The 13,632-nt window shown below is 72.6% G+C and carries 6 protein-coding genes; all 6 read left to right on the top strand.

Going from position 1 to position 13,632, the window contains the following annotated elements; translation table 11 throughout:
* Positions 1–3,111, top strand: a complete 3,111-nt coding sequence (locus IE109_RS19170; RefSeq protein WP_189552133.1) for a non-ribosomal peptide synthetase — start codon at positions 1–3, stop codon at positions 3,109–3,111.
* Between the two features lie 17 nt (positions 3,112–3,128).
* Positions 3,129–3,443 (top strand): AzlD domain-containing protein, encoded by a 315-nt coding sequence (locus tag IE109_RS19165; RefSeq protein ID WP_189552132.1) that lies wholly within the window; start codon positions 3,129–3,131, stop codon positions 3,441–3,443.
* A 35-nt stretch (positions 3,444–3,478) separates the two neighbouring features.
* Positions 3,479–4,255, top strand: coding sequence for an AzlC family ABC transporter permease (locus IE109_RS19160; RefSeq protein WP_189552131.1), 777 nt, complete (start codon positions 3,479–3,481; stop codon positions 4,253–4,255).
* Between the two features lie 97 nt (positions 4,256–4,352).
* Entirely contained in the window at positions 4,353–10,898 is a 6,546-nt protein-coding gene (locus IE109_RS19155) for a non-ribosomal peptide synthetase (RefSeq protein WP_189552130.1), read from the top strand.
* Between the two features lie 192 nt (positions 10,899–11,090).
* Positions 11,091–12,641: an argininosuccinate lyase gene (locus IE109_RS19150; protein WP_189552129.1), complete on the top strand. Its 1,551-nt coding sequence runs from the start codon at positions 11,091–11,093 to the stop codon at positions 12,639–12,641.
* Positions 12,638–13,630 (top strand): GHMP family kinase ATP-binding protein, encoded by a 993-nt coding sequence (locus IE109_RS19145; protein ID WP_189552128.1) that lies wholly within the window; start codon positions 12,638–12,640, stop codon positions 13,628–13,630. The genes IE109_RS19150 and IE109_RS19145 overlap by 4 nt, the downstream gene beginning before the upstream one ends.
* Positions 13,631–13,632: the final 2 nt, after the last annotated feature.

The raw sequence follows: 13,632 nt of genomic DNA, 5'->3' as shown, positions 1-13,632 counted from the left end.
ATGCCGACCCACGAGTCCCCCGCCGCCCGGCTCGACGAACTGTTCACCGCCCAGGCCCGGCGCACACCGGACGCGACCGCCCTCGTCCACGACACCCTGCGGCTGACCTACCGCGAACTGCACCTTAGGGCGACGGCGTTGGCGGAGAGGCTGACCGCCCTCGGTGCCCGCGAGGAGACCCTCGTCGGCATCGCCTTCGAGCGCTCGGCCGACGCCGTGGTGGCCATGCTCGGGACCGTACTGGCCAAGGCCGCGTACGTACCGGTGAGCCCGTCCTACCCGAGGGAACGCATCGCGCGGATACTCGGCGACTCCCGGGCCCCCCTCGTGCTGTGCGGCGACGGCGTCGCGCCGCTCGTCGCGGACGCCGCGCCGGACGGCACACGCGTCCTCGAACTGAACGCCCTGCTGTCCGGCACGGCCGGCCCGCCCCTGGACGGCGACCGGCTCGCCGTCCCCGACGGGCCGGAGCGGGCCGCCTCCGCCGGCTCGCCCCTCGCCTACGTGATGTACACCTCCGGCAGCACCGGCCGGCCCAAGGGCGTCATGGTCGAACACGCCGGTGTGGTACGGCTCGTCCGCGACGCGGACTACTTCTCCTTCTCCGGCGACGAACGCTTCCTCCAGACCGGTGCGCTGGAGTTCGACGCCGCCACCTTCGAGATCTGGGGCGCGCTCCTCAACGGAGCCACCCTGCACATCGTCGGCCAGGAGACGCTGGTGACTCCCGCTCTCCTGAAGCGGGCGCTGCACGGCGCGGACATCACCGTCCTGTGGCTGACGTCCCCGCTGTTCAACCAGATGGCCGACGAGGACGTCTCCCTCTTCTCCGGCCTGCGGACCCTCCTGATCGGCGGTGACGTGCTGTCCTGCCGCCACGTCAACCTCGTCCGCGAGGCGTGTCCGCAGCTGACCGTGCTGAACGGGTACGGCCCCACCGAGAACACCACCTTCACCACCACCTTCCGCATCGACCGGCCGTACGAGGCGTCCATCCCGATCGGCCGGCCGATCCGCGGGACCACCGTCGCGGTCCTCGACGCCGACGGCGCGCCCGTGCCGGTCGGGGAGATCGGCGAGCTGTACACGGCGGGCTCGGGCCTGGCCCGCGGCTACCTGAACAACCCCGAGCTGACGGCCGAGAAGTTCGTCCTGGTCGACGGGGTACGGCACTACCGCACCGGGGACCTGGTCAGCAGCGACCCGGACGGCGTCCTGTCCTTCCACGGCCGCACGGACAACCAGGTCAAGATCCGCGGACACCGGATCGAACTGGGCGACGTCGACAACGCCCTGCTGGAGATCGACGGACTCACCGACAGCCACACCCACGTCGTGCGCCGGGACTCGGGCGGTGGGCAGCTGGTCAGCCATGTGGTCCTGGCTCCGGGCCACCGCGCGGGGGACGTCCTGGAGCTGCTGCGCAAGCGGCTCCCCTCCTACATGTGCCCCGCCCATGTGATCCCCGTGGAGCGCCTGCCGCTCAACGCCAACGGCAAGGTGGACCGGGCGCAGCTGCCCCCGCCGCCCGCCCGGCGCGGCACCGGGGCGCCTCCCGGGACGCCCCTGGAGGAGCTGCTCGCCCGCCAGTGGGCCGACGTGCTGGGGCTGGACGCCGACGGCATCGGTCTGGACGACGACTTCTTCGAGCTGGGCGGTACGTCCCTCACGACCGGCGTCCTGATCGGCCGGCTCGCCCGGGACCCCGGGGTCGAGCTGGGCTTCGGCGACCTCTTCGCGGCGCGGACCCTCGGCGCCATGGCGCGGGCGGTCGGCCGCGCCGCCGCCTCCCGGGTGCTCCCCATCCCGGCGGCCACCGGCAGCGGGGTGCCGCATCCGCAGCAGCGGGCGCTGTACGCGCTGTGGCAGCTGGACCCCGAGAGCCTCGTCTACAACATCCCGGTCACCGTGCGGGCCGGCGGGCCGCTCGACCCTGACCGGCTGCGCACCGCCCTCACCCGCCTGATCGACCGCCACGACGCCCTGCGCACCCGCTTCACCACCACCGACGACGACGTACGGCGGGAAGTGGCAGCGAGCGCCCCGGTCGACCTGACGGTCGTGGACGGCACCGCGACCGACTGGATCCAGCCGTTCGACCTGGCCGAACTCCCTCTGATCCGGGCCGTACTGGAACGGCATCCCTCGGGCGAGGACGTCCTCCACCTGGACGTCCACCACATCGTCTTCGACGGCGTTTCGCTGCGCATCCTCATCGACGAGCTGTTCGAGCTGTACGCGGGATTCACCCCCGACGCCCCGGCGGTCGACTACGCCGCCGCCGCCGAGTGGGCGCAGGCGCGGCGCTCCGGTCCTGAGCTGGAGCGGGCCGAGCGGTACTGGCTGGCGCGCTTCGCCGATCCCGTACCGCCCCTGGAACTGCCGACGGACCGGCCGCGGCCCGCGCTGCGCTCCACGCGGGGCGACGTACTGGCACGGGACCTCGGCCCCGAGGAGACGGGCCATGTGTGGGCCGTGGCCGCACGGGAGTCCCTGACACCGTTCACCGTGCTGCTGACCGCCTGGACGGCCACCCTGGCCCGGCTCTGCGGGCAGCGGGACATCGCGGTGGGCAGCCCCATGGGCGGCCGGCCGCACCCCGACCTGGAGGCCGTGGTGGGGATGTTCGTCAACACCGTGGTGCTGCGGGCCCGGATCCCGGAGGACGCGGGCCTGGGTGATCTGCTGCGGCACCTGGGTGCGGAGCACAGTGCGGCGCTGGACCACCAGGAGTACCCGTTCAACCGGCTCGTCGAGCGGCTGGGGCTGGCCCGGGACCTGAGCCGCAACGCGCTGTTCGACACCTTCTTCGCACTCCAGAACGTGGACTTCCACAGTTTCCGCAAGCACGGGCGGCACGTGACGGTGACGATGCGGCACCCGGGCACCTGCCGCTTCGACCTCAATCTGCAGGCGTGGCAGAAGCCCGACCGGTTCACCCTGGAGCTGGAATACTCGACAGCGCTGTTCGAACGCTCCTCCGCCGCCTTCCTCCTGGAGGGGGTGGCGGCGACACTCCGTGAGCTGGCGCTCGACCCGGACTCCCCGGTCCTGCCGAAGCCGGTCGAGCGGTCGGTGGCCGCCCGGCAGGCCGCCGAGTTCACCTTCTGACCCGAGGCGAGACACCCATGATCCCCCTGACCATCCTCCTGTGCGGAGTGGTGACGTTCGCGGTCCGCTACGCCCTGTTCGGGCCGATCGGGCCCGAGCACCTGCCCACGCGCATCCGCAGCACGCTGCCGTACGTCATGCCGGCCGTCCTGATGGCGATCATCGTGCCGTCGGTGCTGCTGCCGGCCGAGGGCGGTGACCTGAAGGCGGCCGCGCCCTACCTGGTGGGTGCCGTGTGCGGGTTCGGGGTCGGTGCGTTCAAGAAGGACGCCTTCTTCCTGGTGTTCGCGGTCGCCATGGCCGGCTTCATCCTCACCAAGTTCGCGCTGTGAGCCGTTTCCACCCCTTCCGGAACGAGGTTGTATTGATGTTCCTCCGCCACAGTCGTGGAGGTGAGGCACTGCAGGGAGCCCTGGCCGCCGTCCCCGTCATCATCGGCGCGATCCCCTTCGGTCTGCTGTTCGGCGCGCTGGCCGAGACGCAGCACCTGGACCTGATGAACACCATGCTGCTGAGTCTGCTGGTCAACTCGGGGTCCGCGCAGATGATCGGCCTGGGCATGATCACAGCGGGGGCGGTCTGGCCCCTGACCGTGATGACGGTCCTGCTGGTCAACCTGCGGCACGTCTTCTACTCGGCCGCCCTCGCCCCCCACGTACGGCCCATGTCCTTCGTCTGGCGCGCCGCGATCGCGTTCGGGATGACCGACGCCGTCTACGCCCTGGCGGCCAAGCGGTTCAACGCGCCCGCGCCCGAGGAGGACAACCGGCGCTGGTACGTGCTGAGCAACGCGGTCGTGATCTACCTCGCCTGGAACCTCAGCACGCTGGGCGGCTGGGTCTTCGGCCAGACGCTCGCCGACCTCAGTTCCTGGGGCCTCGACTTCGCCGTCTACGCCTCCTACATCGGGCTGGTCGTCTCCTCCTTCACCACCCGGCGTGCCGTGGCCATCGGGCTCATCACCGGGGCGGGCGGCCTGCTCCTCAGCCATCTGCCGTACCAGAGCGGGCTGTTCATCGCCACCCTCGTCGGCACCTCGATCGCGGCGTTCCAGGAGAGCAGGGCGAACGCCGCCGAGCGGCCACCGGACACCGAGCGGTCCGAGGACGACGAACGGACGGACAGCACCACCACCTCCGCCTGAACTTCCCGCCCAGCACACCACCGAGCCACCCACCTCGCCCTCCGCGGCAGACGGGCGGCTTCGCCATGCCCTCCCGCCGACAGACCGGAATCCCGAGATGAGCATCTTCCACCTCCAGCAGGCCCGCGCGGCCCACCCCGCCCAGGCGTCCTTCTGGGACGCACAGCAGAGCGCGTGGAGCGAGCCCACCGTGCTCATACGCGACCACGCCCACCACCCGGACGCCGCGACCGGACACGTGACGGTCCCCCTCGACGCCGACACCGTGCGGCACGTCGACCGCATCGCCGGGGGCGACGCCTTCCTGCGGACCGTCATCGGCACCACCGCCCTCGCGCTGCTCGCCGTCCGCAGCACCGACCTTCCGGCGGTCACCCTCTTCGCGCCCGTCGACCAGGGCCAGGACGAGGACCGGAACGGGGACGAGGAGCGGGCCCGGGACCGGGCCGTCCCGCTGACCGTCGAGGTCGGCGGCCAGGAGTCCGGGCGCGAGCTGCTCACCACGGTGCGCGCCGCCTGCCTGGACGCCTCGGCCAACCTCGACGTGCCGGTCCGGTACCTGCTCGACCAGCTGGACGCCCGGCCCAGCGACCTGATGTTCTCGCTGGACGGCGGGCTCACCCAGGACGACGCCCGCGCGGCCGGCTGCACGCTGCTCCTCGACCTCCGGCTCGCCGACGGCGCGGAGCCCCGGCTCGAGCTCGGATACGCCGAGGCGCTGTTCGACCCCGCCACCGCGCAGCAGCTCGCCACCGCCTACGCCCGCATCCTCGGCGGCCTGGTCGCCGACCCGTCCCTCCCGGTCGGCCCGCTGCTGGCCCCGGCCGGGGACGAACTGGCCGCCCTGGCGGCGTTCAACGACACCGACGCGCCCTTCCCCGAGGAGCGTCTGCTGCACGGCTTCCTCGAGGAGCGCGCGGCGGCCGAGCCGGACCGGGTCGCCGTCGTCGACGGGGGGACCACCTACGGCGAGCTCAACGCCGCGGCCAACCGCCTGGCCCGCGCGCTGAGGGAGTCCGGCGTGGGCGCGGGCGACCCGGTCGCCGTGTGCGTCCCGCGCTCCACCGATCTGCTGGTGGCCATCTACGCCGTCCTCAAGGCGGGCGGCGCCTACCTGCCGATCGACCCGACGCTGCCCGCCAACCGCATCACGTACCTGCTGGAACACAGCGGCGCGAGCACGGTGGTGGCCACCGGCGCCACCGCGGCCATCGCCGGGGACCGCCGTGTCCTGCTGCTCGACGACCCGGACGTCGCCGCACGGCCCGACGGCGACCTGGAGCCGGTGACCGGGCCCTCGGACGTCGCGTACATCATCTACACCTCGGGATCCACGGGCCGCCCCAAGGGCGTGATGGTCGAGCACCGGGCGATCGTGAACCGACTGTGGTGGATGCAGGCCGCCTATCCGCTGCACACCGGCGACGTGATCCTGCACAAGACGCCCTTCACCTTCGACGTGTCGGTGTGGGAGATCTTCTGGTGGTCCCTCGCGGGGGCGTCGGTGGCCACCCTTCCCAACGGCGAGGAGCGCGACCCCGAGAAGATCATCCGCCGTATCGAGGACAGCGGGGCGACCACCCTGCACTTCGTCCCCTCGATGCTGCACGCCTTCCTCGGCTTCGTCGACGCCACGGGTGAGCGGGACAGGCTCTCCACCGTCCGCCGGGTCTTCGCGAGCGGCGAGGCCCTCGCCGTCGACCAGGTGCGGCAGTTCGACGCCCTCCTGGGCGACGGCCGCGAACTCGTCAACCTCTACGGCCCCACCGAGGCCGCGGTCGACGTCACGCACCAGCCCTGCGCGGGCCTGGACGCGACACGCTCGGTGCCGATCGGCCGCCCGATCCACAACATCCGGCTGAGCGTCCGCACCCGCTCCGGGGAGCTGGCGCCGATCGGCACCCCCGGTGAACTGTGCATCGCCGGCACGGGCCTGGCGCGCGGCTACCTGCACGCCCCCGAGCTGACCGAGGAGCGGTTCGTCACGGGAGAGGACGGCGAGCGCCGCTACCGCACGGGCGACCTGGCGCGCTGGCTGCCCGACGGCACCGTGGAGTACCTGGGCCGCCTGGACACCCAGGTGAAGATCCGCGGCTACCGCATCGAACTCGGCGAGATCGAGCACGTCGCCCAGCGGAGCCCCGGAGTCCGCCAGAGCGCCGTCGTCGCCCGGCCCACCGAGTCCGGCGACAACGCTCTGGTGGCCTACGTGGTGGCCGGGGACGGCTACGACCCGGCGGAACTGCGGGCCACGCTCGAAGCCGAACTCCCCTCGTACATGGTGCCGCAGCACATCATCGACGTGCCCGCGATACCCACCAGCCACAACGGCAAGCGGGACGTCTCCGCCCTGCCGCTGCCCCTCCAGGACGCCGCCCCGCGCACCGCCCACCGGGAGCCGCGGACACCCGTCGAGCGCCGGCTCGCCGACATCTGGGCCGGGGTCCTCGGCCTGGAGTCCGTCGGCGTGGACGACAACTTCTTCTCCCTCGGCGGCGACTCCATAAAGTTCATCACCGTGCTGGCCCGCTCCCGGGCCGCCGGCCTGGACTTCAGCTTCCAGGACCTGTTCGGCCACCCGACCATCGCCGAACTGGCCGCCCACGTCGTGGTCGCCGAGGAGCGGGACGTCCCCGGCGACGAGGACGAGCCCTTCGCGCTGATCACCGAGGCGGACCGGGCGGCGCTTCCGCCGGGGATCGCCGACGCCTACCCGATGTCCCAGCTCCAGGTGGGCCTGATCTACGAGGCCCAGCGGGGCGGCACCGAGGGCATGTACCACGACATCCTCAGCTACCGCATCCACAGCGCCGTCGACACCGGGCTGTTCGGGCGCGCGGTGGCCTCGGTGGTGGACCGGCACGCGCTGCTGCGGACGTCGTTCCACCTCAACGGCTTCAGCGTGCCGCTCCAGCTGGTCCACGAGAGCGCCCCCTCGCCGCTGCGGATCTTCGACCTGCGCGGCCGCACGCCCGAGGAGCAGGAGGAGGACCTGCGCCGGTTCGCCGAGCTGGAGCTGCGCGGCGGTTTCCGCTACGGCAGCACCGACCTCGTACGCGTCCACCTGCACCTGCTGGGCGACGAGGAGTACCAGTACTCGCTGAGCTACCACGACGCCGCGCTGGACGGGTGGAGCGTCAACACCCTGCACCGTGACATCTTCTCGGCCTACTTCGCCCTCCTGGACGGGAACGAGCCGCACGGCGGGTCCCGGCAGGTCATGTCGCACCGGCAGTTCGTGGCGCTGGAGCAGGCGGCCGTGGCCTCGCCGGAGCAGCGCGCGTACTGGCTGGAGGTGATGGACGGGGCGGAGAGCACCCGGATCACCCCGTACACCGAGCCCGACCCGGAGCGCACCGGCGTGGGCATCCACGACGTGGTCTTCCCCGAGGGGCTGTCCGCCGCCATCCTGGAGACCGCCCGGCGGCTGCGGGTGCCGGTCAAGGCGGTGCTGCTGGCCGCCCATGTCGGCGCCCTGGCCCACGTGGCGGACACCACGGACGTGATCACCGGCTACGAGCACTCCGGGCGACCGGAGATCGAGGGCGGGCAGGACATCGCCGGTCTCTTCCTCAACACCCTGCCGTTCCGGGTCCGGGACCTCGGTGAGAGCTGGGAGGACCTGGTGCACGCCGTGTACGGGGCCGAGGTGGACCTGCTGCCGCACCGGCGGTTCCCCATGGCGGAGATCAAGCGGGCCGTGGGAAGCCGCGAGACGCTCTTCGAGACCGTCTTCAACTTCACTCACTTCCACGTCCTCAAGGACCTCACCGCCCGTGACGGCTTCGAGCTGATCCGCTCGATCGTCAACGTGCAGAGCGAGTTCCCGTTCCGCGCCGAGTTCTCGCAGGACGCGGTCAGCGACGAGGTGATGCTGAGCCTGCACTTCCACCACTCCGTCTACGGGCTGGACCAGGTGGAGCGGGTCGGCGGCTACTACCTCGCCGCCCTGCGGGCGCTCGTCACCGATCCGGCGGCGAAGCGCGCCGACACCCCGCTGCTCGGTGACGAGGAGCGCGACCTGCTGCGGTCGATGTCCGCGGGGCCCGACCACCCGCTGCCCGACGCCACCTTCCTGGACCTGTTCGCCGAGCAGGTGCGCCGCACCCCCGGCGCGGTGGCCCTGGAGCACGGCGACGAGCGGCTCGACTACGCCGCCCTCGACCTCGCCTCGGACCGCGTCGCGGCGCAGCTGCTCGCGGCGGGCGTCACGGCCGGGGACGTCGTGACCACGGTGCTGCCCCGGGGTGTCCGCTGGTCGCTGACCATGCTGGCGCTGCTGAAGATCGGCGCGGTCTACCTGCCGCAGGACCGGGGCTTCCCGGTGGAGCGGATCGCGGCCGTGCTGCGGCGCAGCGGTTCGCGCCACCTGGTGGCCGAGAAGGAGGACGCGGAGCTGTGCGGGGCGGCCCTGCGCGAGCGCGTGCCGGACCTCACCGTGGTGACCCTGCGCGAGACCGGCGCGGACGGCGCCGACGGCGCGCAGGCGCCCGTGGAGCTGCCGGCCCGGCCGCGGCCGGCCGACACCGCCTACATCATCTTCACCTCGGGGTCGACCGGCGACCCGAAGGGCGCCACGGTCCGCCACTCGGGCATGCTCAACCACCTGTTCTCCAAGGTGGTCGACCTCAAGCTGACGTCCGACGACCGGGTCGCCCAGATCAGCACCCAGTGCTTCGACATCTCCGTCTGGCAGTTGCTGGTGGCCTGGCTGGCCGGCGGGCGCACCGTCATCTACGACCACGACACGGTCGTCGACCTGCCCGCCTTCCTCGCGGCTCTGGACCGGGACGGCATCACCATCCTGGAGACGGTCCCCTCCTACACCGACGCGCTGCTGACCGAGGTCGAGCAGCGTCCGGCACCGCTGCCGGCCCTCCGCTACAACATGATCAACGGTGAGCCGCTGCCCCCGGCCCTGACCCGCCGGTGGTTCGCCACCTACCCCGCCATCCCGGTGATCAACGCGTACGGTCCCACCGAGTGCTCGGACGACGTGACGCACCACTTCATGGACGTCCCCCACGAGGGCGTCCGGGTGCCGATCGGCCGCCCGATCGTCAACACCAGCCTGCACGTGGTCGGTACGGACGGACGGCCCCGCCCGATCGGCAGCTACGGGGAGATCTGCGTCACCGGTGCGGGTGTCGGGCTGGGCTACATCAACGACGAGGAGCGCACCAGCGCGGCGTTCGCCCCCAACTCCCTCGACGACCGCTCCGAGATGCTGTACCGCACCGGTGACATCGGCCGCTGGCTGCCGGACGGGCTGCTCGACTGCGCGGGCCGCCGGGACGGCCAGGTCAAGATCCGCGGGTACCGCATCGAGCTGTCGGAGGTGGACGGCGCGGTCAACCGGCTGGCCGGGGTGGAGACCGCGGTGACCCTGGCCCGTGACGTGACGGGCGAGAAGCGGCTGGTGACGTTCTACACCGGCACGGCGGAGCCCGACCGCAACGAGTTCAAGCGGCAGCTCGCCGAGATCATCCCGGACTACATGCACCCGGAGATCCTGGTCCGCCTCGACGCCTTCCCGCTCAACTCCAACGGCAAGACCGACCGCAAGGTGCTCGCGGCCCACCCCCTGCGAGCCCTCGACGACGTCGAGCGCGAGCAGCCCGCCACCCCGGACGAGGAGTTCGTGCGCGACCTGTTCGCCGCCGTGCTCGACGTGCCGCCCGCCGAGATCGGGGTGACCGACAACTTCTTCGAGATCGGCGGCCACTCGATCGCGGCGATGAAGGTCGCGGCCACCTCGCAGGGCCGCATCATGCTGCGGGACCTGCTGGTCAGGCCGACCGCGCGGCTCGTCGCGGCGAGCTTCGCCGAGCGCGACGGCGCCCGGCGCGACCTGCTCGTCGACCTCACCGCGGCGTCCGGGGCGCGGGTGGACGAGCCCGACACCCTGCTCGTGTGCATCCCCTTCGCGGGCGGGAGCGCCGTCAGCTACGTCCCGCTGGCGAGGCAGCTGGCGGACGCGGGTGCCGCGGTGCGGGTCATGGGTACGGAACTGCCGGGCCGGACGCTGCGGGACGACCGGCCGATGGTGGCCGTGGACGTCCTGGCGGAGCAGCTGTCCGACGAGGTCGCCCGGGAGGCGGCGGGCCGCCGGGTGGTGGTCCTCGGTCACTGCGCCGGGGCGTCGCTCGCGCTCCACGTGGTCCGCGCCCTGGAGCAGCGCGGGCAGAGTGTGGGACGCCTGGTGATCGTGGCCAAGCTGCTCAAGTCCATGGACCCGGCCGACCACGCCGCCAACGAGGTCGTGCACATGAGCGAGCAGGAGATCATGGACTGGATGGCCGACAACACCGGTCTGGACGAGGTGCACCGGCTGACCGCCGACGAGCGCAAGGACCTCGCGCGGTCGTTCCGCTACGACACCGTCGAGGCCACGCACGGCTTCCACCTGGCGCTGTCGGACACCGCCCGCGCCGCCCTGCGGACGCCCGCCACGGTGGTCCTCGCCACCGACGACGTGCTGATGACCGACCACGCCGCCAGCGTGGGCAACTGGGAGCGGTTCGTGCCGCGGTGCCGTGTGGTGGTCACCGACCACGGCGGCCACTACCTCAACACCACCCGGCCCGAGCTGCTGGCCGAGGCGGTCCGCGAGGACCTGGGCGCCGCGCACACCGCCGGCTGAGCAGCGGCGGGCGGCGGCCGCACCGGCCGCCGCCCGCCCCGCCCCGCGGCGGCCCGCCCCCGGCCCCGCGGCACCCCTCCGGCGTACCCGTCCCCGTACCGGCCCGCCGCACCTCTCCGCCGTACCCGCCCATCGGTCCCCGTCCGTGCACGCCCCGAGCGGAAATCCCCCTCCCAGAAACCGGAGTGAGAAATGAGTCCTTCCCCAGACCGGTCGCCGGTCGGAGAGGCCGGCCGCCTCACGGGAAGAATCCGCAGCGCCCCCAGCCGCCTCCTGCACGACGAGGTCCTGGAACCCCAGTTCCGCTACGAGGCCGCGTACCTGTTGCCGTGGTACACCGCCGTCGAGAAGGTCTTCGCCCTCGAGTACCGGCGGATGGGTCTGATCACCGCGTCACAGGCGGCGGAGATCGGACGGCTGCTCCACGGCGCGGCGCGGGACGGCATCACGGCCGATCCACAGGCCAACATGTCCGACATCGCCTTCGCGCTGGAGCAGTACGTCGAACGGGGTCTGAGCGAGCCCGTCGCCGCCTGGCACGTCGACCGCAGCCGCAACGACATGCAGTCGACCGCCCAGCTCCTCTTCGGCCGCCAACTTCTCCTCGACGGCGCGGAGTCGGTCATGGAGTTCGGGCTGGCCGCGCACCGGCTGGCCACCCTCACCACGGACCTCCCCATGGTGGGCCAGACCCATCTGCAGGCCGCCCAGACCATCACCCCCGGCTACTACTTCGCGGCCGTCTCCCAGCAGATGGCGCACACGCTGCGCCGCCTGCTGACGACCCACGACGGGATCAACCTCAGCCCGCTGGGGTCCGGCGCCATGACCGGCCAGGACCTGCCCTGGGACCGCGACGCCATGGCCGCGCTCCTGGGCTGCCGCGGCCCCCAGCCGCACGCCCTCACCGGTGTGGCCTCCCGGGCGTGGGTGCTGGAGATCGCCGCCGAGGTGTCGCTCCTGGGCTCCTCGCTGAGCCGGTTCGTCAGCGACGTGATGACCTGGGGCAGCGGCCCCTACGGATACCTCGCCCTGCCCGACGAGCTGTCCGGCATCTCCTCCGCGATGCCGCAGAAGAAGAACTACCCGGTGCTGGAACGGATCCGGGGCAAGTCGGCGCACCTGAGCGCCTACTACCTCGACATGCTCCTCGCCCAGCGGGCCACGCCCTTCACCAACATGGTGGAGGTGTCCAAGGAGGCCGGGGCGAACCTGCTGCCGATGTTCACCACCCTCGGCACGACCATGCGGCTGTTCACCGCGGTGGTCGAGAACCTGGGCTTCGACGAGGACCGCATGCGGAGCGCCGTCGAGCAGGAGTTCCTCGGCGGGTTCACCCTCGCCAACCAGCTGACCCTGCGCGAGTCGGTGCCCTGGCGCACGGCCCAGGTCATCGCCGGGCGGTACATCCTCGCCGCCCACGCCGCGGGCCTGCCGCCGCACCGGATCGCGCCCGACCTCCTGCGTACCGCCGCGGCCGAGCACGGCGTCACCCTGGCGGACCCGGAGACCCCGCTCGCCACCGCCTTCCGGGGCGCCGGCGAGCTGTACGAGAAGCGGTCCGCCGGCTCGGCCCACCCGGACCGGGTGCGCGAACTGCTCGACGAGCAGGGCGCCGAATACCGGGACCTGCGCGCCGAGTGGTCCGCACGCCGGGAGCGCGCCGAAGCCGGTCTGGGCCGGATCGACGCGCTGCTCGGCCTGGACGGCGGTGCCGACGGCGGACGGGGGGCCGGCGCATGAGACCCGCCGACGGCGCGGGGGTGATCGCCCCGCAGACCGCCCCGCTGACCGCCCCGCAGACCGCGCCGCAGGCCGCCCCCCGGATCGCCCGGCAGGCCGGCCCACAGGCCGGCCCGTCCCCGACCGGCACCGGCAGCGCTCCGGGAACCTTCGGCGAACTGCTCCAGGGGGCCACCGCCCACGAACAGCTCGACTTCCTGGTCACGCTGCCGATCGACCGCGGCGCCACGGCGGTCTTCACCGCCGGCCCCGAACGCGCCGGCGTGTCGGTCTTCCCCGCGCACAAGCACCGGGCCCGTCACCTCGCCGAACTGATGCTGAGCGAGTACGGGTTCGGCGGCGGCGGGCACCTGCACCTGCGCGGGGAGCTCCCCGAGGGCAAGGGGCTGGCCAGTTCCTCCGCCGACCTCACCGCCACCGCCCGCGCCGTGGCGCGCGCGCTGGGCCTCCAGGCCGGCCCCGAGACCGTCGAGCACTTCCTGCGGCGGATCGAACCGACCGACGGCGTGATGTATCCCGGGATCGTCTCCTACTACCACCGCGAGGTGCGGCTGAGGGAGCGCATCGGCACCCTGCCGCCGCTGACCATCGTCGGGGTGGAGGAGGGAGGCGTGGTCGACACCATCGAGTTCAACCGGCGGCCCAAGGACTTCTCCCGGGCCGAGCGCCTCGAGTACGAGGACCTCCTCGCCCGCGTCACCCACGCCGTGCGCGGCGGGGACCTCCGGGCGGTGGGCGAGGTGGCGACCCGCAGCGCGGTGATGAACGAGCGGCTGCGGCCCAAGAGGCTGCTGCGGCAGATGATCGCCATCTCCCGCGACGTCGACGCGCTCGGCGTCGCGGTCGCCCACAGCGGCACCGCCCTCGGGGTGCTGATCGCGCGGTCCGACCCCGAGTACACGCGCAAGGCGTCCGAGGCGCGTGACCGTGCCGCCCGGCTGGCCGGCGCCGCCACGCTCTACCACTCCTGCCGTCAGCCGGCCTCCTGACC

The sequence above is a fragment of the Streptomyces lavendofoliae genome, from assembly GCF_014649735.1.
GTDB classification, from domain to species: Bacteria; Actinomycetota; Actinomycetes; order Streptomycetales; family Streptomycetaceae; genus Streptomyces; species Streptomyces lavendofoliae.
This window is presented reverse-complemented; position numbering and strand designations above follow the sequence as displayed.

Excerpts from the sequence above, each read along its gene's own strand:
- IE109_RS19160 (WP_189552131.1), top strand. The coding sequence starts at position 3,479 with ATGTTCCTCCGCCACAGTCGTGGAGGTGAGGCACTGCAGGGAGCCCTG.
- IE109_RS19145 (WP_189552128.1), top strand. The coding sequence starts at position 12,638 with ATGAGACCCGCCGACGGCGCGGGGGTGATCGCCCCGCAGACCGCCCCG.
- IE109_RS19150 (WP_189552129.1), top strand. The coding sequence starts at position 11,091 with ATGAGTCCTTCCCCAGACCGGTCGCCGGTCGGAGAGGCCGGCCGCCTC.
- IE109_RS19155 (WP_189552130.1), top strand. The coding sequence starts at position 4,353 with ATGAGCATCTTCCACCTCCAGCAGGCCCGCGCGGCCCACCCCGCCCAG.
- IE109_RS19170 (WP_189552133.1), top strand. The coding sequence starts at position 1 with ATGCCGACCCACGAGTCCCCCGCCGCCCGGCTCGACGAACTGTTCACC.
- IE109_RS19165 (WP_189552132.1), top strand. The coding sequence starts at position 3,129 with ATGATCCCCCTGACCATCCTCCTGTGCGGAGTGGTGACGTTCGCGGTC.